The following is an 18,587-nucleotide window of genomic DNA, read 5'->3' as shown; positions in this document are numbered from 1 at the left end:
GGGTCATGATCGCGTCGTGGCCATCGCTCGTTACGGAAGGAATACTCATGAGCGAACAGAATAACCAGTTCCCTGATAATAACCCCGGTTATGGTCAGCAGAGCGCCCAGCCGGAGCAGCAGTCCTACCAGCAGGGCTTTGACCAGCAAAATCAGCAGAGCCAGCAGAATCAGGCGCAGGGCCAGCCCTATATCCCCGCCCCGCAGCAGGGTCAGTGGGCGCCTTCGGCCTACTCGGCGCCAGGCTACGGCTACCTGCCTCAGCCCCAGCAGCCGCACAACCCTTCCGGCTTCGCGGCCCTGTTCTCCGTGAACTTCTCCACCCGGGTGGCCCGCTCCATCGCGCCGATCATCATGATCCTCGCCTTTATCGTGGCCGGCTGCCACGTGCTCGTCTCGCTTTTCGCGATGATTAGCGTTTTCGGTGAATACACTCCCACCACGGTTGCGCTCGCCGGAGTCCTCAGCTTCCTCCTCAGCCTCGTGGTTGCTGTCCTTATTATTGGCGGGGCCCGGTTGCTCTGCGAAGCAGCCATCAAAGACGAACAATAAGCAGGTCTAGCACGCCTGGCCGGGCCGCGGGCTTCTCACCAGCCAACTACCCTGCCGCGCGAAACCCACCAGCGGGCTGATACATCGCGATGTATCAGCCCGCTGCGTCGTCGTAAGAATACGTGGGTATCGGACCGGATCTGTGCATCAAGCCGGCCACTATTTCGCATCTGCGCGGCCCATGCACCATACTGTGGCTATGACGTCTTACCGCCTTATTGCTTTTGACCTGGACGATACCCTGGCACCCTCCAAATCTGCGCTGCCCGAACGCATGGCGCGGGCCCTGCGGGCGCTGCTGGATACATACGAAGTATGCGTGATTTCCGGCGGGCAATTCGGACAGTTCGAAAGCCAGCTCCTGGAAGGGCTGGACGGCACTCCCGCGGAGCTCGCTCGCCTCCACCTCATGCCCACCTGCGGAACCCGCTACCTCGTTCACGATGCGGGGCAGTGGCGCGATGTGTACGTCCGCAACCTCACCGAGGAAGAACGCCGGGATGCGGCACTGGCCTTGGAAGAAGAAGCACGCCGGCTCGGTCTGTGGGAAAGCACCACCTGGGGGGAAATCCTGGAAGACCGCGGCTCCCAAGTCACGTTCTCCGCGCTCGGGCAAAGTGCACCGTTGGAAGCGAAACGCGCCTGGGATCCGAGTGGGGAAAAGAAAAACGCGCTGCGAGAAGCTGTCGCAGCGCGTCTACCGCACCTGGAAGTGCGTTCGGGCGGTTCAACCTCCGTGGATATTACCCGCAAGGGCGTGGACAAAGCCTACGGAATTGCGGAACTGTCCAAACAAACCGGTATCCCCATCGCGCAGATGCTTTTTGTGGGGGACCGGCTCGATCCGGCCGGCAACGACTACCCGGTGACTCGGCTCGGCATCGACACCCACGCGGTACGGGACTGGACCGACACCGCCGAATTCATTGAGAACCTGGTGGGGCTGGCCTAAACCGCTCCGCGCGCGGGCCTCAAGCCTTGCCCGCAACGCGAGTCGAAACGAGCGATCCTAGGCGAGGGAACCGAGCTGTTCGGGAACGAACTCCTCCCAGCCCTGTTCGCGTAGGGCCGCGCGCAGTTCCTCCATCGCCGCATCCAATTCGGCGCCGGGCACATCCTTGCGTGCAGACGCAAAACTGGTGACGTTTTCCGAATCCGCGGGAATAACGTGCAGGTGGGTGTGGGGCACGCCCAGGCCGGCGATGACCAGCATTGCCCGATCCACCCCGAAAGCCGCGATCTGGGCTTTACCGATGCGCTTGGCAACGATGAAAAGATGCGCCGCCGTGTCATCATCAAGATCGGTGAAGCGATCAATTTCCGCGCGTGGCACAACCAGAACATGCCCGCGGGCGTGCGGTTCAAGAGTTGCGAAAGCAACACACACGTCGTCGGCCCAAACAAAACGACCCGGAATCTCACCGGCAATAATTTTTGAAAAGACGCTCATGGTTCCAGTCTAGCCGCCGGCTTTGGTGGCGCGCGGATGCCGGCTGCATAGGCCGCGGTTGCCAGCGCCGCCGTCCCGCTGTGGACGACCTGAGATTTGTCGTAGGAGAGAGCTACAATTGACCGAAGTCGACCGTCGAAAAGGAGTACCCTTGACCGCTGAGGATATGACCCAGTTCCGCTACACCGCGGAACTGGCTAATGAGATCGAAGCCCACTGGCAGGAACGCTGGGAAGAGGAAGGTGCCTTCTACGCCGCGAACCCGGTTGGGGATCTCGCGGGTGATACCTCGGCGCCGAAGTTCTTTATCCAGGACATGTTCCCCTATCCCTCCGGGCGCGGCCTGCACGTGGGCCATCCGCTCGGCTACATCGCCACGGATACCGTGGCCCGGTACCACCGCATGAAAGGTGAGAACGTCCTCTACACCATGGGCTACGACGCCTTCGGACTTCCCGCCGAACAATTCGCGGTACAAAACGGCAAGCACCCGGCCATCACCACCGCGGAAAATATTGCCAATATGGCCGCCCAGCTGCACCGCCTCGGGCTCTCCCACGATTCACGCCGCGTTTTCTCCACCACCGATATTGAGTACGTGAAGTGGACCCAGTGGATTTTCACCAAGGTATTCAATTCCTGGTTTGACCCGGATTACCCGCGCCGGGACGGGCGCGGCAACGGAGCTGCCCGGCCCATCGAGGAACTCGAAGCGAAATTCGCCAGCGGGGAAAAGGCCACTCCGGACGGCCGGCCCTGGGAACAGCTCTCCAAGAAAGAAAAGGCGGAAGCACTCAGCGAATACCGCCTGGTTTACATCAAGGAAGCACCCGTTAACTGGTGCCCGGGCCTAGGAACGGTGCTCGCCAATGAGGAAGTGACCGCGGAAGGGCGCTCCGAACGCGGCAACTTCCCGGTGTTCCGCCGCAATCTCGCCCAGTGGATGATGCGGATTACCGCCTACGCGGATCGCCTCGTCAGCGACCTGGATACCATCGACTGGCCGGATAAAGTGCGGGCCATGCAGCAGAACTGGATCGGGCGCTCCCACGGCGCCACGGTTCGCTTCGAACTTTCTGACGGCTCCGGGCGGGTCCTCGATGTTTATACCACCCGCCCCGATACCCTCTTCGGGGCCAGCTTCATGGCCGTTGCTCCCGAACACGCCGCCCTGGGCGGAACCGAGCCCGGCGCGGAAGCCGATGCGCAGGCCCTCCAGGTTCCCGATAGCTGGCCGGAAGGCACCCGCGAAGAATGGACCGGCGGATACGCCACCCCGCGCGAAGCGGTAGCGGCCTACCGGGCGCGCGCCGCCGCGAAATCCGATATGGAACGCACCTCGGATACCCACGAAAAGACCGGCGTTTTCTCCGGGCTCTTCGGGATCAACCCGGTCAACGGCGCCAAGGTTCCGGTGTTCGTGGCAGATTATGTGCTGGTCGGTTACGGAACCGGTGCCATCATGGCTGTTCCCGCCCACGATGACCGCGATTGGGCTTTCGCGCGCGAATACAATCTGGACGTTATCCGCACCATCGGCCCGGCGGAGGACCCGTACGGCCCGAACCTGGAACAAGGTGCTTACACCGGAGACGGCATCCTCGTCGATTCCGCCAATGAGGACATCTCTCTCAACGGCATGAGCAAAACGGAATCCATGGCCGCTATTATCGCCTGGCTGGAAGAACGCGGCGCCGGAACCGCCACCGTCACCTACCGCCTGCACGATTGGCTCTTCTCGCGCCAGCGCTACTGGGGTGAACCCTTCCCGATCGTCTGGGATGAGGAGGGGATTGCACACGCGCTACCCGAATCGATGCTCCCGCTGGAGCTGCCCGAAATGGAAGACTTCTCGCCCGCGTCTTATGATGCCGACGACGCAGATTCGCTGCCCCAACCCCCGCTGGAACGCAATCCGGAATGGGTGAATGTCGAGCTTGACCTGGGCGATGGCCTCAAAAAGTACCGCCGCGAAACCAATACCATGCCGCAGTGGGCTGGCTCGTGCTGGTACGAATTGCGCTATGTGGATCCCACCAATGCCGATAGCTTCTGCGCCCCGGAAAACGAAGCCTACTGGATGGGCCCGCGGCCCGAGTCCGGTAACACCTCCGGAGGGGTGGATTTGTACGTGGGCGGCGTCGAACATGCTGTGCTCCACCTACTGTACGCACGTTTCTGGCACAAGGTTCTCTTTGACCTGGGCTATGTTTCTTCCTCCGAGCCGTTCCACAAGCTCTTCAACCAGGGCTACGTGCAGGCCTATGCCTATACCGATGCCCGCGGGGCCTATGTGCCGGCCGATGAGGTAGAAGAACGTGAAGAAAACGGGGAAGCGGTCTTCTACTACCAGGGGGAGAAAGTCAACCGGGAATACGGGAAGATGGGCAAATCCCTCAAGAACATCATCACGCCCGATGATATGGCCGACCAGTACGGTGCGGATACCTTCCGCGTCTACGAAATGTCGATGGGTCCCCTCGATGTTTCCCGCCCCTGGGATACCCGCGCGGTGGTGGGTTCGCAGCGCTTCCTGCAGCGGCTGTGGCGCAATATCGTTGATGAGCGCACCGGTGAGGTGACGGTCAGCGATACGGCTCCCGATACCGAAACCGCGAAACTGCTGGCCCGCACCGTCGCCGGAGTCGCCGATGATTACGACCATATGCGTATCAACACCGCGATCTCCAAGCTCATCGTGCTCAATAACCACCTCACCGGGTTGGAGGCGGTGCCGCGGGAAGTCGCCTGCGCTATCGTGGCGATGGTGGCCCCGGTGGCTCCCCATATTGCCGAAGAACTCTGGTCGCGTTTGGGCCAGCCCGGCCTGGTGGCACGCGCTGCTTTCCCGCAGGTCAGCGATGCCTCGCTGCTGGTGGATGACACCGTGACCTGCGTGGTGCAGGTGAAGGGCAAAGTCCGGGCCCGCCTGGAAGTACCCCAGGATATTTCCGATGCGGATCTGACCGCTCGGGCCCTGGCTGAAGAACGGGTGCAGTCCTTCCTGGACGGCGAACCGCGCAAGATTATCGTGCGGGCCCCCGGACTCATTAATATCGTTCCGTAAAGCGGATAGTGCTGTGGGCGCGGGGCCGGGTTCAGACCCAGAATCCGGCCCCGCACCCGGAACCCAGCTCAAGCTCAGAACTCGGGCACTCATCCAAGGGAAGGAACCCGCGGGAGTAAGGAGGACATCGTGGCACGTATGCGCATCACGACGCACGACTTTGACGGTAAACCGGCATGGCTTCTCAGCGCGCCCGGCGGAGCCAGCGCCCTCGTGGCGGCGCGCGGTGCCGCCCTCCTCTCCTGGAGTCCGGACGGCGAGGTGTTTTCCGGCTACCGCAGCGCCGCCGAATTGGAGGAGGCCGCCGGTGGGCGTGGGCTCATTGAGGCACCTTGGGTGGGGCCGCTTGCCGGTGGGCGCTACACCTGGGATGGGCAAAGCTACCAGCTGGAGGCGGATACCAGCGGGCGCTGCCTGCGCGTCCACGATTGCGAATTCCAGCGCGAACGCTCCGCGGATGCGCTTATTTTGCGGGCGGAGCTTCCCGCGGTCACCGGCTACCCCTGGCCGGTGGGCCTGCAAGTGGTGTACGCGCTGGGGGATTCCAGTGCGGGTACCCATAATCTTTCCGTTAGCGTGGAAGTGACAAACCGCGGTGAAAGCTGCGCCCCGGTGGCGCTCGCGTGGAACGGGTACATGCGTTTCCCGCAGCTCGCCTCCATTTCAAAAATGTCGGCAACAGTCAGCGCGCGCACCAAAATTGCCGCTGACGCCCAGGGTATCCCAGCCCCCGGGGACGCGGCGCTCACCGGCGTGAGCACCCCGGTCGAGTGGCCGGTGCTCGGAGCTAGCCGGATCGACTCCACCTTTACCTCGCTGGTACCCACCAGCGACGGCATCGTGGCAACCGTCCTCACCGATCCGGCCCGCGAACGCGATATTATCCTCGCTCAGGAACCCAGCGAAGCTCCCTACGTGCGGCTGTGGACCGGGGATACGCTGGAGCGCGGGGCGCGGGAAGCACTCCTGGTAGCCCCGGCTTCCGCCCTGCCCAATGCTTTTAATCGCTCGGATCAGGTGGGCCGGGTGGCCCTCGCCCCGGGCCAGTCCCGCAGCCTCACCGTCACCATCAGCTATCCGGCCGGCGCTAGCGGCGCCGCCCGAAAATCGAATTAATAATCGAGCGGCCCAGGGACCGCCCCGCGCTGCGCACCACCGAATCAATGGCGGCATCGCGGCGCCGCGCCTGGCGCTCAGCCTCCTTTTCGGCATTCCGCTGCGCCCGCTGGGCGGCCCGCTCGGCTTCACGTTCGGCGGCCGCCAGCTTTTTCTCCGCCTCGCGGGCGGCCTTCTTCGCCGCGGCCTCCTCGGCCCGCCGTTGCTCTTCCGCTTCTTTAGCTGCCGCCGCCGCGGCTTCCAGCTGCGCGCGTCGCTCGGCAACCGCGCGGGCCGCGCCCTCGCTCGCGGCCTCCCCGGAAAGAGGAGCAGGCCGAGGTGTTTTCCCTAGGGCTGTGCTCAAGGCAGCCGGGCTGGCCGGGCCCATGACGGAGCGCGGCGCCCACAGCCGGGTCGGGGCCACGGCCGTAGGTGCGCCGTCGTCGCCCAAACCCGTGACCACAGCTTCACCGGTCCCCAGCGCGGGCAGCACGGCCGCAATATCCAGGGGTGAGAAGGGGAAAGTTTTCGCCGTTTCCTTGAGGACCTTGACGTCCTTGGGGGTGTGGGCGCGCAGGGCGTGGTGAATCCGGGTGCCCAGCTGCGCGAGCACCGATTCGGGAATATCCTGCGGGGTCTGAGTGACGAAGAAAACACCCACGCCCTTGGAACGGATGAGGCGCACCACGCGGGTCACTTCGTCCACGAAATTCCGGGACGCCCCGGAGAACAGCAAATGCGCTTCGTCGAAGAAAAACACCAGGCGGGGCAGGGGAGTATCGCCCACCTCGGGCAGGTCGGAAAAGAGCCGGCTGAGCACCCACATCGTGAACGTGGAGAAAAGTTCGGGCATATCGCGCACATCGGGAAGCTCAAGGGCGGAAATAACACCGCGCTCGCCTTCGTGGGCAATGAGTTCGCTCGGGCTAAAGGACGGGCGCTGGAAGAACATATCCCCACCCTGCGCCGCTAGTGCGGATACCTCGCGTAAAATCACCCCGGCGGTCGCGGTGGAGACCCCGCCGATACCGGAAAGCTCTGACTTCCCGTCCGTGGTCAAATAATGGAGCACTTCGCGCAGATCCTCCAGGGTGTACAGGCGCAGATCCTCCTGCTCCGCCCACGCGAAAACCAAGGCCAGTGCCGATTCTTGGGTGTCATTCAGTTTCAGGGCCCGCGCCAGCAGCAAAGCACCGAAATCCTCCACCGTGGACCGCAGCGGCACCCCGGTCGTGTCGGTGAGGGAATACAGATGCAGCGGGAACGAGGCCCCCGCCCACTCCTGCCCCAAGGCCCGAGTGCGCGCCGTGAGCTTATCGGAAGCCGAGCCTGCCTCGCACAAGCCGGAAAGATCGCCCTTAATATCGGTAAGGAACACGGCCACGCCGGCCGCGCTTAGCTGTTCAGCCAGCAGCTGGAGGGTACGAGTTTTCCCGGTCCCGGTTGCCCCGCACACCAGCCCGTGCCGATTGAAACTCGCGAAAGGCAGCCGCACCAGCACGTCGGGCCGCGGATTCCCGGCCGAATCCAGGTAGGCGCCCAGGGTGAGAGCCGGGCCGGATACCTGGTAGCTGCGAGCCACCTCGTTCACGTAATCGTCATCGTTGGGTTGCGGGGATTGTTGCGAGGATTGTTCTGGGGAGTCTTTCGGCGACGACGCCGCCGGCTGCACGGGTGGGCGCTTCTCTGCCGCGGTGGCGGTTGTGGCGGTTGTGGCGGCGAGGGCGGCATCGAGGCGAGCCTGGGCGAGTTCGGCTTCCGCGCGGGCAGCTTTGGCAGCGGCTTCGGCCGCCTCGGCGCGCAAGCGGGCAATATCGGCGTCGTTCATACCAATATTGTAGAGCGGCGATGGCGGGAACTATCCACAGCTGGCCAAACGTCAGCGTCATCCCCACGTTGGCGGGAGCGCCGGCGCGAGGTAAGCGAAGGCGCGCATGATGGGCCCATGACTACCTCAATGCCGCACCCTGCCCCGCGCCTCAGCCTGCCCCGTACCGATCCGATACCGGAGGCAGGCCTGGATCCGAGTGCGGGTGGGCCGCCGGGTAGGAGCGCGGGCGGGCTGCCGGGCCGCAGTGCGGTACGGGATTTCGCGGCCCTTGCCCTCGGGGCGGGCACCGGTGAAGATATCGCCGTGCTCACCACGCCCGCACAAGCATCGCGGTGGTGCTGGTCTCCCCGAACGCTTGGTGCTTTCGCTATCGCTCTGTTGGGTGGGCTCCTCATTCTTGGGGTGCTGGCCTGGCTCGGGCGTGGGGGAGGCCCGGCCTCCGCTAGCCCCGCCGCGGTACCACCCGGGAGCAGCGTGGCCGGCCCGGTCTCTACCACCGAAGGGCCGGCCGTGGTTTCCTCCGACCCGTCAGCTACTCCGGGCGCATCCGAAGGCGGAGCGGCACGCGGCAAATCTGGGCCGGCCGCCCCCACCGCGGGCGAATCCAGTCCCACAACTATCGTCGCCTATATTTCCGGAGAGGTGGCCACCCCGGGTGTATATAGCGCTCCCGGAGGAGCCCGGGTGAACGACCTGGTGGAATTAGCCGGCGGACTCACCCCGAATGCGGACGGCGCCGCGATCAATCTTGCCGAACCCGTAACAGACGGTTCTCATATCCACATACCCGCACCCGGTGAAACACCGCGAGCGCTGTCCGGTTCGGGAGGTAGCACAAGCTTGGGCGGGAGCGGTGGCAGCAAAGGTGGAAAGAATGGCGGCGCGGGAGGCGAGGGCGGTGGCGCCGGTGGTGGGGGATCCGGGAAAAACAATCCCGGTGCTCTTATTAACCTCAATACTGCTTCGGCTAGTGACTTGGAGACCCTGCCCGGAGTAGGCCCGGCCACCGCCCGGGATATCCTCAGCTGGAGGGAAAGCAACGGTCCTTTTACCTCCCCGGAGGATCTTCTCGAGGTCCCCGGTATTGGGCCAGCTAAATTCTCTAAGCTGTCTGCCTTGGTGACAGTATGACCGGCGTTCGCTCCCGCGCCCTTACCCGTGCCCGTCCTCGCGGCAGGCAGCGCGGCTCGGCATCCGTGAACGCCGGCCACGGTCAAGATATGCGTCTCCTCCCACCGGCTGGTGCTGCCCTGGGTGGGGCATGGGCGGCGCTGAATGGGCACGCGCAGCTCGCATTCCTCGGTGCTGCCCTGTGCCTCGCGGCAGCCTGGGCGGTAGCCGGCCACGCCCGTTCCCATCCGCAGCTGCGCGGGAAGGCAAGCGGGGTGGTGTTAAGCATCCTCGCGGTGGCCTGCACGGGGAGTGCTGCCAGTATCGCCGGGCTACTTGCCCTCTCTGCCGCACATATTCCAGCAACCAAGCTAAGCGTGGAACTGGAAGCCGCTATCGCGACCCGCCCGGAACCCTCCACCACACCGTGGGGAGAAGAAAAATGCACCGCGCTCCTGCACCCTCGCGCAATCACCACCGCGGGCCCTAGCGGGGTGCGGCTCAACGCCGGCCCGCGTGCGCGCATCCGCGCGGAGCTTCCCTGCACCGCACTGGCCGGCCAATACGTGAGCGGGCGTGGCCGGCTCACCCCGGTGGAAGGGCGGCGCGAAAGCGCCCGCTGGTCCGGGCCCGCACTCCAGCTAAGCGGAAGCGGCGCACTCAGTGCGCGCGTGGTTCAACGCATCGATACTGCGCTCGCCGCGCTGCTTTCTGACCGCCCCGAACACGCCCGCGGCCTCATCCCCGGGGTGGCGCTAGGCGACGATACCCGGGTATCCCCGGAACTCGAAGAAGCTATGCGCACAACCGCCCTCACCCACCTCATCGCGGTATCCGGGGCCCATGTCTCCCTCGTCCTCGGCATCATTATTATGGCGATAGGCCGGGCCCGGCCCCTACGCACTGCCCTCGCCGGAACCGTTGGTTTAGGCGGACTGGTAATTCTGGTGGGACCCGCACCCTCGGTTATCCGCGCGGCACTCATGGGACTGGTGGTGCTGGCGGCACTCGGAATGAACCGCCGGAGCCAAGCCATCAATGCCCTGAGCTGTGCGAGCATCGCGGCTGCCCTTATTGATCCCTGGCTCGCAACCGGCTACGGTTTCCTGCTCTCCGCCAGCGCCACCCTCGGAATTATCTGCGGGGGATACCGGCTCACCGACTACCTCAGCCGGTTCTTCCCAGGCACCCTGGCCAGGGTTGTCGCCATTCCTCTGGTAGCCCAACTTTCCTGCCTACCCGTGCTCCTCCTCTTCACCGAAGCCGGATCGCTGTGGGCGGTTCCGGCCAATGCCCTCGTGGCACCCGTGGTCGCACCGCTTACCATTTTCGGAATCGTCGGCGCGCTCACGGCCCCGCTATTCCCCATGCTCGCCAGTCTCGCCATCTCCGGTGCCGCTTTATCAACGTGGTGGATTGACCAGGTAGCCCGCCTGCTTGCCTCCCTACCAGGCTCGGGAATTCCCCTCGTTCTTGCCGGCATCGGTCATATATGCGCGGTCCTGGCGCTCCTAGTGGTACCCCGCCTGAGCGCGGCCATTATTCTTGTGGGCGCGCTCGCGGCCCTTGGGTTATCGCGCTGGCCCGGGAGTGCCGCCATTCCTCCCAACTGGACGGCGGTGCAATGCGATGTGGGCCAGGGATCAGCTTTCCTCTATCGGGTGCGCGGATACACAATCATGATCGACGTGGGGCCTCAAACCCCAGCCGCTGCCCGGTGCTTAGCGGATGCCCAGGTCAGCCATCTTGACCTGCTCATCCTCTCCCATTTCCACTCCGACCACGTAGAAGGATTACGTGACGTTCTCAATTCCACCACGATCAGCGCGGTATGGATATCACCAAATTCCGCACCGAAGCCCCAGTCCCGCACCGCCCTGGAGCTCCTCGATTCCCACTCCATTCCTGTCAGCGTAGTAGCCGCGGGAACAACACTGCGGGTAGATAATGTGCCCATTGCTCGGATTCTCAGCCCGCGGCCGGGTGCGCGTAGCATTCCTGAGGAAGCTAATGCCGATTCGCTCGTTGTCCTCCTCGACGCTGAAGGAGTAGATAACCCGCGCCGGGCCGGTGGTAGCAGCTCGACCAGCGGCACCAGCTCACCCGGCGGCACCAGCTCACCCGGCGGCACTAGCTCACCCGGCGGCACTAGCTCACCCGGCGGCACGACCATGGCAGCCCAGCGCATTGTGGTTCTCGGGGATGCGACTGCCCCGGCCCAGGAACGCCTCGTGGGGGCGGTTGGGCCGGTTGATATCGCCGTCGTCGCCCATCACGGAAGCGCGGACCAATCCGAGCGCCTCGCACGCGAACTTGACCCCGCAATTGCCCTCATATCCGTAGGTGAGAACAGTTACGGGCACCCCTCCGCGCGCGTCTACGAACTCTATGCCGGCGCGCACATCTATCCGACCCTCACGTGCGGGGCAATAGCCTGGGCGGACGATGAGCTGGTATCGAAGTGCGCGGAACCGGTGCGGCCACCTGCCGTCAAACAGGTGAGTTATGACATGAGAGAATGGAGCCATGGCAGCCAAAGAACGCACGGTCGGGTACGACGCCCTCCGCTTAGAACCGGTCATCCTCATTATTGGTGCAGAGCCGGTGCTGGCCGAGCGTGCCTGGGCTCGGCTCGTCAGCCTCGCTCGCCAAGCACACCCCGAGGTGCAGGTCGTGCGCCTAGACGCCGCCTCCTACGAGCGCGGCTCCCTCGCCCTCCACACCTCACCCTCACTTTTCGGGGACCACCGCATCGTCATCGTGACCGGCGCCGAACATATGAACGACGCGTTCCTCGCGGAAATGCTCGCCTACCTCCCGCAACCCAATGCGGATATCCCCGTGATTATCCAACACGGGGGAGGCACTCGCGGTAAAAAACTCCTCGACGCCATCGCGGCGGGGGGCTGGCAGGTAGCCCGCATCGAAATAATCAAACGCGATGATGATAAAGCGCGTTTAGTCACGGCGGATGTGCGGGCCGCCGGGCGCAAAATCACGGACGGCGCGGTGCGGGCCCTCGTTGATGCACTCGGCCAGGACCTGCGCGAACTACTCAGTGCCACCGCCCAGCTCCTCGCCGATGTGGAGGGGATGATCACCGAAGACCATATTCGGGATTTTTATGCCGGGCGTAATGAAGCAACCCCCTTTGAGATCGCGGACGCGGCCCTGGCCGGGCGCACCGGCCAAGCTCTAGCGCTGGCCCGCCACGCCTTCGCCACCCGGGTCAATCCCGTCCCTATCGTGGCCGCGCTCGCGGCGAAACTGCGCCAGCTCGCCATCGTCCAGGCGCCGGGAATCAGCCAGAAGGAATTGAAAATGGCGCCCTGGCAAGCCCAGCGGGCTCGCCGGGAAGCGCGCGGATGGAGCGATGCTGGACTCGGGCACGCCATTCGAGCCGTGGCGCTTGCCGATGAACAGGTCAAGGGTGCCTCCCGCGATCCGCAGTACGCCGTGGAACACGCGATTATTGCCATCGGGCGGGCCCGGCGCGGCAGGTAGTATCCGGCGTGGTCGATAGGCCGCGGTATGTCCAGTAGCGCCCGGCGCACGCGGTAGTATCCTGCCCAGCCTCACGCTGCCGCAGTCTCACACTTTCCCGCGCGCTCAGGCCCTTTCAGGAAACGTGGAATAATAAGGGATGTCCCGCGGCGGCGCGACAATGGCGTATCTGGAGCGCCGCCCACGCAGAACGCAGCACGGCAGTGCTGTACTGAGGAGCACTTTATGCTTGTTGGAATACCTAAAAGTACCCGCCCGGGTGACCCCCTGGTGGCGGGCACCCCCGATACCGTGGCCAAGCTCATCGCTTTGGGCTACGAGGTCGCGGTGGAAACGGGGGCGGGGGAGGCCTCGTCCTACCCCGATAGCCAGTACGAAAGCGCGGGCGCACGCCTCGTCTCCGCGCAAGAAGCCTGGGCCGCGGATATTGTGTTAGCCACCGACGCCCCGGATATCAGCTACCTTGACCGCATGAGCCGCGGCGCCACCCTCATTGCGCGCATGAACCCGGCCGGCTCGCCCGAACTTATCGAGGAACTTTCGCACCGCGAACTCACGGCCCTGGCGCTTGACGCAATTCCGCGTATTTCCCGCGCCCAGTCCATGGACGTACGTTCCTCCATGGCCAATATTTCCGGCTACCGGGCCGTGATCGAAGCCGCCTCCCACTTCGGGCGGCTTTTCACCGGCCAGGTCACCGCCGCCGGCAAAGTTCCCCCGGCCACCGTGTACGTTATCGGAGCGGGCGTTGCCGGGCTTGCCGCAGTCGGCACCGCCAATTCCATGGGCGCAATCGTCAAAGCAACGGACGTGCGTGCAGATGTGGCCGAACAGGTCCAGTCCATGGGCGCGGAATTCGTGGAAATCCCGGTGCGCCAGGAATCCGCGGACGGTTACGCCCGCGAAATGACCGCGGATCAGGCCAATGCCGCCGGGGTTGTCTACGCCCAGGAAGCCGCCGCCGCGGATATTGTTATTACGACGGCGCTTATCCCCGGCAAGCCGGCCCCGCTCCTTTTGGACTCGGAGGCAGTGGCCGCCATGAAACCCGGCAGCGTTATCGTGGATTTGGCGGCGGCCAACGGCGGAAACGTGGCCGGCACCCGCCCGGGAGAAATCGTCCACACCGCCAACGGCGTCACGATTATCGGCTACGAAGATCTCGCCTTGCGCCTGCCCGGCCAAGCCTCCCAGCTTTTCGGGCAGAACCTCGTCAACTTCCTCAAACTCACCACCCCGCAAAAGGATGGCCAGCTGGTCCTGGATACCGAGGATGATATTGTGCGTGGCATTCTGGTCACCCTCGGGGGAGCGGTGGCCTGGCCGCCCCCGCCCATCAAGGTCTCGGCCGCCCCGGCCGCGCCCCCGGCGCCTCCCGCACCTCCGGCTGCGCCCGAACCGGCCCGCCCCAACCCCTTGCGCTACCTGTGGGCCGGCCTGGCAGCGGCGATAGCGCTATGGATTCTCTTCACAGCCCCGCCGAGCATGACCTCGCATTTCATCGTGTTCATGCTGGCCTGCGTGGTGGGCTTCTACGTCATCACTTCGGTGACGCACGCGCTGCACACCCCGCTCATGTCCGTGACGAACGCGATTTCCGGAATCATCGTGGTGGGGGCAATCCTCCAGCTCGGTTCCGGGCATATAGCCGTGACCATCCTTGCCGCCATCGCCCTCACCATCGCATCCATCAATATTTTCGGTGGATTCCTGGTGACCGCGCGCATGCTGTCTATGTTCAAGAGGAGCTAAGCCGTGCTCACCACTATTAACGACGTCGTTACCCTTGCCGCCCCGAGCTTGGGCGGTCTCAAGGTCGCTGCTAGCGTGCAAACCGTCGCCTACCTGGTGGCGGCCCTGCTCTTCATCCTCGCCCTGGCCGGGCTTTCCAAACAGGAAACCGCGGCGAAAGGCAATATCCTGGGCGCCATCGGAATGGTACTGGCCCTCGTCGCCACGATCATCGTGGTCCTTGCCTTCCCGACGGAGGCATCCTCGACGGTAATTGTCCTCGTGCTCGTGCTTGCCCTCGTGGTGGGCGGCGGCATCGGGATCTGGCGGGCCCGCACCGTGGAAATGACGGGCATGCCCGAACTCATCGCCCTGCTGCATTCCTTCGTGGGTGCGGCAGCGGTACTGGTGGGCTACAACTCGTTCCTCCAGCAACCCGGAGAAGATTTCTCGCCCACAAACGCCTTCCATATGGGCGAAGTTGGCTTGGCGGTGTTCATCGGCGCGATCACCTTCACCGGATCGGTATGCGCCTATCTGAAACTCGCGGGGAAGATCCCCGGCAAGCCGCTGGTGCTTCCGGCCCGTAATCTTCTCAATTTGCTGGCGATCCTGGCGTGCCTGGGGCTTATTATTTGGTTCGCCTGGACCCGCGGGGTGGGGGCCGGCCTCATTCCCCTCATCCTCATCACGATTATTGCGCTGCTGCTCGGGGCACATATGGTGCTCGCGATTGGCGGTGGCGATATGCCCGTCGTCGTATCTATGCTCAATTCCTACTCGGGTTGGGCGGCAGCGATGGCCGGCTTCACCCTCGGTAATGACCTCCTTATCATTACCGGTGCGCTGGTGGGATCCTCGGGCGCGTACCTGTCCTACATCATGTGCAAGGCCATGAACCGTTCCTTCATTTCCGTGATCCTCGGCGGTTTTGGGTCCGACGGCGCAGTTACCGGGGAGGCGCGTGACTATGGCAGCCACACGGAAACCACCGCGGCGGAGGTGGCCCAAGAACTCGCGGACGCCAGCTCGGTGATTATTGCCCCCGGTTACGGTATGGCCGTGGCCCAAGCCCAATATCCGGTGGCGGAGCTGACGAAGAAGCTGCGCGAGAACGGAACCGAGGTGCGTTTCGCTATCCATCCGGTGGCTGGGCGCCTGCCCGGGCATATGAACGTGCTGCTGGCCGAAGCGAAAGTCCCCTATGACATCGTGGAGGAAATGGACGATATCAACGATTCCTTCGCGGATACCGATGTCGTGCTGGTTATCGGGGCGAATGACACGGTCAATCCTTCGGCTTCTGAGCCCGGTTCGCCCATCGCGGGTATGCCGGTGCTGCATGTGTGGGATGCCAAGAAGGTGATCGTATTCAAGCGGTCCATGGGCAATGCCGGCTATGCCGGGGTGCAAAACCCGCTGTTCTTTAATGAGAATACCGATATGCTGCTCGGCGATGCCAAGGCATCCGTGGATGCCATCAACGCGGCTTTCCCCGGTTAAGGTAGCCCGCTCCTGCGCCCAAGTCCGGGCGCGGCCGGGGCGAGCTGCACAACTATAACCGCTTAGGGAATCCCTCAGTTAGCGCAGGTGGCCGGAACACCTTTCAGGTTCCGGCCACCTGCGCTACGTGTATATCGCGGAAATACCGGAATACATGAGCCAAAATTCCACATATGAGACGGGGATCACGTTATAATGAAGGTGTCAATTACCGTGGAATGAAGAAGAAAGGAGGAAGAAATATGCGCTCAAAAAGGTATTTTTATTTCTCACAACTTGCATTCGGGGCTACTCTGGGAGGCTGCATTGCGAACATATTGATAGGTGATCGCTGGTACGATTATGCTCTTATCCCCGCCCTCGTCACTCTTGCGTTACTCTGCCTTGCGCTATGGCACCGGCATCGTGAAAACGAAGTACGCGCTACGCTGCGCCGTTTGAATACGGAACGCCGCGGTTTGGAAGCGGAACGAGAAGGCGAGCACGAAGGAGAAGAATGAGAAAATTCGCGCCGGATGCGAACGGATATGAAAAGCGGCTGGAACGCCTAGGTTCCAGCCGCTTTTCTCTAAGCATCAGCGCGGTAGATATAACAGATACAACCGCGCCGGGGGTCCAGCCTGCATGGCCGGAGCACAGCCTACTTGGCCAGTGCGTTCACGCGCTTAGCAAGCTTCGACTTGCGGTTCGCCGCCTGGTTGCGGTGAATAACACCCTTGGACACAGCCTTGTCCAGCTTGCGGGAGGCCGCGGCCAGGAGGGTTTCCGCCTCTTCGGCATTGCCGGCTTCCACGGCAAGGCGAGTCTTACGGATGTAGGTCTTCAGTTCCGACTTAACGGCCTGGTTGCGAAGGCGACGCTTCTCGTTCGTCAGAACGCGCTTCTTCTGCTGCTTGATATTAGCCAATGAAATATCTCTTTCGGTCAATCGCTAGGCGATAGATGAATATGGTCGGAGAGGGAAGCGTTCCTCGTAGGACTGCGGGCGTGGGGCACCCGTGGTTGTTACGAAAGAACAAGGACTTGCCACCCGACCGGTGAAAGTCCATCTCCAAACACTACCAGAATCAGGGGGTTTCGCGCGAGGCCCCGGTGTGAATCCCCTCTCCCGCGCGCTTGTCCAGCAGCGTATTCAGGAACGTGGTGACAGCGGGAAGATTCGCGATGCGGTGCAGGGTAACCGTGGCACCTGACGTCGTCGTCACAAGAAGGGAACCGGAGGTGCCGGTACCCGCAGGTTGCGCATCCACCCGTGCCACCGCGGCAAGCGGAAGATCGTGCCCGAGCTTTGTGAACACCCCGCGCCGGGTAATAATCCTGCGGTTGGTAATACTCACCGTGCTCATATACCACTGCAGCCACGGCCATCCGGCAATCGCAATAAGCGCGAGAACTCCGACCGCCACCACCAGCCACCCGGCCAGCGGCTGCCACCTACCCGGCAGCGCTACCACCCCGAGCATCGCGAGGAACACCACCGCCGCGGCACCGAGCACCCGCGGCAGTAAATGCCGGGCATCGGGGTGCATATGGACAAGGAGTTCTTCGCCGGTTCCTAGTAGTTTTTGCGACAGAGGCATACTAACCATCGTGCCACAAAGAAAAAGCGGGCGTGTGAAGCGGCCGATAGCGTGGGGGAGAGAAACGCGAAGCTGCGCGATACGGTACGACGCCGCGCCTAGCTGCCAGCGCCGCGCATTCCTCAGCTATTCAAGCCGTAGCCACGCGCGGCCAGCTCCAAGCACGCCAGCGATTCTTCATGCGAGGTAGCCTGCACCGAGATCATGAGCTCATCGGCCTGCGCATCGCGGGCGAACTTTCGCAGATATTCACCCACCTCGGCCGCGTCCCCCACCGCGGTGTAGCGCAGCATATCGAGGATGTGGCGGGCCTGCGCGCTGTCCATGACCGTCTCAAGATCCGCATCGGAGATATCGCGGCCCGGTGCCCCGCGCAGCAGCATATTCCGGACCCGGGCCCGCTTGACCCGCTCAAATTCACGAGCGGCAGCCTCCGAAGTTTCTGCCGCGGTCACATTCACCGCCGCAATAACATAGGGCTCGGCCAGCTCCTCCGAGGGCTGGAAATTCTCCCGGTAGTGGGCAATTGCCTCGTGGAGCAGGCGCGGAGCGAAATGGGAAGCGAAAGAATAGGGCAGGCCCAGTTGCGCGGCTAGATCCGCCCCGAAAAGCGAAGAACCCAGAATAATGAGGGGAACGTGGGTGCCCTGGCCCGGATAGGCCGCAACCCCCGGCACCCGGGAGGTATCCCCGAGGAATCCCTGGAGTTCCACCACATCACGCGGGAAGTTCTCATAGGCGCTGGCATCGCGGCGCAGCGCGTAGAGGGTGCGGCTATCGGTGCCCGGCGCCCGCCCGAGCCCTAAATCAATACGCCCCGGATACATTTCGGCCAGCGCCCCGAATTGTTCAGCAATGACGAGCGGGGAATGGTTGGGGAGCATCACCCCGCCCGCACCCAGTCGAATCCGGGAGGTATGCGAGGCAACGTAGCCGATGATGATCGCGGGGGAGGAGGAGATCACCGTGGGCATATTGTGATGCTCGGTGTACCACACCCGGGTGTAGCCGGCGGCTTCGGCGCGCTGAGCGAGGTCCACGCAGCGATGCAGGGCCGCGGCCGGAGCTTCGCCGTCGTACCGCGTAGCGAAATCTAACACTGACAAAGGAACATTCATGGCAAACTCCCGTGACCGATATATCCATATCCATTATGGTCCAAGGA

14 protein-coding genes and 1 pseudogene are annotated in these 18,587 nt (G+C 63.5%); 10 read left to right on the top strand and 5 right to left on the bottom strand.

The annotated features are described in order from the left end of the window. The first annotated feature begins 47 nt into the window (after positions 1-47). Both ACRQDJ_RS05175 and ACRQDJ_RS05170 read left to right on the top strand, forming a co-directional pair. Positions 48-551, top strand: coding sequence for a hypothetical protein (locus ACRQDJ_RS05175; RefSeq protein WP_284903383.1), 504 nt, complete (start codon positions 48-50; stop codon positions 549-551). A gap of 199 nt (positions 552-750) precedes the next feature. Beyond that, the gene (locus tag ACRQDJ_RS05170) at positions 751-1,503 is read left to right on the top strand and encodes an HAD-IIB family hydrolase (RefSeq protein ID WP_284903380.1); all 753 of its coding nucleotides are present in this window, start codon (positions 751-753) and stop codon (positions 1,501-1,503) included. Positions 1,504-1,560: 57 nt separating this feature from the next. Here the strand turns inward: ACRQDJ_RS05170 and ACRQDJ_RS05165 are convergent, their stop codons facing one another. Then, positions 1,561-2,001 (bottom strand): HIT family protein, encoded by a 441-nt coding sequence (locus ACRQDJ_RS05165; RefSeq protein ID WP_101594982.1) that lies wholly within the window; start codon positions 1,999-2,001, stop codon positions 1,561-1,563. A gap of 166 nt (positions 2,002-2,167) precedes the next feature. On the opposite strand from ACRQDJ_RS05165, the gene ACRQDJ_RS05160 reads away from it, so the two are divergent. Both ACRQDJ_RS05160 and ACRQDJ_RS05155 read left to right on the top strand, forming a co-directional pair. After that, positions 2,168-5,068: a leucine--tRNA ligase gene (locus ACRQDJ_RS05160; RefSeq protein ID WP_435717865.1), complete on the top strand. Its 2,901-nt coding sequence runs from the start codon at positions 2,168-2,170 to the stop codon at positions 5,066-5,068. A gap of 138 nt (positions 5,069-5,206) precedes the next feature. Further along, positions 5,207-6,184, top strand: coding sequence for an aldose 1-epimerase (locus tag ACRQDJ_RS05155; protein ID WP_435706189.1), 978 nt, complete (start codon positions 5,207-5,209; stop codon positions 6,182-6,184). Here ACRQDJ_RS05155 and ACRQDJ_RS05150 read toward each other — a convergent pair. Then, on the bottom strand, positions 6,156-7,991 hold the full coding sequence (locus tag ACRQDJ_RS05150; RefSeq protein WP_435706181.1) for a helicase HerA-like domain-containing protein: 1,836 nt from the start codon (positions 7,989-7,991) through the stop codon (positions 6,156-6,158). The two genes, ACRQDJ_RS05155 and ACRQDJ_RS05150, sit on opposite strands and share 29 nt — an antisense overlap. 117 nt (positions 7,992-8,108) lie before the next feature. Here ACRQDJ_RS05150 and ACRQDJ_RS05145 point away from each other — a divergent pair, with 117 nt between their 5' ends. The 6 genes and pseudogenes from ACRQDJ_RS05145 (at position 8,109) to ACRQDJ_RS05120 (ending at position 16,342) form a co-directional block, all read left to right on the top strand. Then, positions 8,109-9,125 carry a ComEA family DNA-binding protein gene (locus ACRQDJ_RS05145; protein ID WP_435706182.1) on the top strand — a complete coding sequence of 339 codons (1,017 nt, stop codon included), beginning with the start codon at positions 8,109-8,111 and terminating at the stop codon, positions 9,123-9,125. After that, positions 9,122-11,422 (top strand): annotated as a pseudogene (locus ACRQDJ_RS05140) (ComEC/Rec2 family competence protein); the annotation flags it as partial. The gene ACRQDJ_RS05145 and the pseudogene ACRQDJ_RS05140, both read left to right, overlap by 4 nt. A gap of 208 nt (positions 11,423-11,630) precedes the next feature. Beyond that, on the top strand, positions 11,631-12,608 hold the full coding sequence (gene holA / locus ACRQDJ_RS05135; protein ID WP_435717858.1) for a DNA polymerase III subunit delta: 978 nt from the start codon (positions 11,631-11,633) through the stop codon (positions 12,606-12,608). 225 nt (positions 12,609-12,833) lie between these two features. Next, entirely contained in the window at positions 12,834-14,360 is a 1,527-nt protein-coding gene (locus ACRQDJ_RS05130) for a Re/Si-specific NAD(P)(+) transhydrogenase subunit alpha (RefSeq protein ID WP_435717857.1), read from the top strand. Between the two features lie 48 nt (positions 14,361-14,408). Continuing rightward, positions 14,409-15,842, top strand: a complete 1,434-nt coding sequence (pntB, locus tag ACRQDJ_RS05125) for a Re/Si-specific NAD(P)(+) transhydrogenase subunit beta (RefSeq protein ID WP_284903573.1) — start codon at positions 14,409-14,411, stop codon at positions 15,840-15,842. Positions 15,843-16,060: 218 nt separating this feature from the next. Beyond that, the gene (locus tag ACRQDJ_RS05120) at positions 16,061-16,342 is read left to right on the top strand and encodes a hypothetical protein (protein ID WP_284903374.1); all 282 of its coding nucleotides are present in this window, start codon (positions 16,061-16,063) and stop codon (positions 16,340-16,342) included. A 140-nt stretch (positions 16,343-16,482) separates the two neighbouring features. Here ACRQDJ_RS05120 and rpsT read toward each other — a convergent pair whose 3' ends face one another. The 3 genes from rpsT to ACRQDJ_RS05105 all read right to left on the bottom strand — a co-directional run bounded on the left by rpsT (position 16,483) and on the right by ACRQDJ_RS05105 (position 18,522). Beyond that, the gene (gene rpsT / locus ACRQDJ_RS05115; protein WP_016442875.1) at positions 16,483-16,749 is read right to left on the bottom strand and encodes a 30S ribosomal protein S20; all 267 of its coding nucleotides are present in this window, start codon (positions 16,747-16,749) and stop codon (positions 16,483-16,485) included. A gap of 160 nt (positions 16,750-16,909) precedes the next feature. After that, positions 16,910-17,422: a PH domain-containing protein gene (locus ACRQDJ_RS05110; RefSeq protein ID WP_284903373.1), complete on the bottom strand. Its 513-nt coding sequence runs from the start codon at positions 17,420-17,422 to the stop codon at positions 16,910-16,912. Positions 17,423-17,544: 122 nt separating this feature from the next. After that, positions 17,545-18,522 carry an LLM class flavin-dependent oxidoreductase gene (locus tag ACRQDJ_RS05105; RefSeq protein WP_284903572.1) on the bottom strand — a complete coding sequence of 326 codons (978 nt, stop codon included), beginning with the start codon at positions 18,520-18,522 and terminating at the stop codon, positions 17,545-17,547. Positions 18,523-18,587: the final 65 nt, after the last annotated feature.

The organism is Actinotignum urematis (genome assembly GCF_051264595.1).
Classification (GTDB): Bacteria; Actinomycetota; Actinomycetes; order Actinomycetales; family Actinomycetaceae; genus Actinotignum; species Actinotignum timonense_A.
Note: the sequence above shows the minus strand (reverse complement) of the source record. Positions and strands in the feature narration are given on the sequence as shown.

Coding starts and splice junctions, on each gene's coding strand:
- ACRQDJ_RS05175 (WP_284903383.1), top strand. CDS start 48: ATGAGCGAACAGAATAACCAGTTCCCTGATAATAACCCCGGTTATGGT.
- ACRQDJ_RS05170 (WP_284903380.1), top strand. CDS start 751: ATGACGTCTTACCGCCTTATTGCTTTTGACCTGGACGATACCCTGGCA.
- ACRQDJ_RS05165 (WP_101594982.1), bottom strand. CDS start 2,001: ATGAGCGTCTTTTCAAAAATTATTGCCGGTGAGATTCCGGGTCGTTTT.
- ACRQDJ_RS05160 (WP_435717865.1), top strand. CDS start 2,168: ATGACCCAGTTCCGCTACACCGCGGAACTGGCTAATGAGATCGAAGCC.
- ACRQDJ_RS05155 (WP_435706189.1), top strand. CDS start 5,207: ATGCGCATCACGACGCACGACTTTGACGGTAAACCGGCATGGCTTCTC.
- ACRQDJ_RS05150 (WP_435706181.1), bottom strand. CDS start 7,991: ATGAACGACGCCGATATTGCCCGCTTGCGCGCCGAGGCGGCCGAAGCC.
- ACRQDJ_RS05145 (WP_435706182.1), top strand. CDS start 8,109: ATGACTACCTCAATGCCGCACCCTGCCCCGCGCCTCAGCCTGCCCCGT.
- holA (WP_435717858.1), top strand. CDS start 11,631: ATGGCAGCCAAAGAACGCACGGTCGGGTACGACGCCCTCCGCTTAGAA.
- ACRQDJ_RS05130 (WP_435717857.1), top strand. CDS start 12,834: ATGCTTGTTGGAATACCTAAAAGTACCCGCCCGGGTGACCCCCTGGTG.
- ACRQDJ_RS05120 (WP_284903374.1), top strand. CDS start 16,061: ATGAAGAAGAAAGGAGGAAGAAATATGCGCTCAAAAAGGTATTTTTAT.
- ACRQDJ_RS05110 (WP_284903373.1), bottom strand. CDS start 17,422: ATGCCTCTGTCGCAAAAACTACTAGGAACCGGCGAAGAACTCCTTGTC.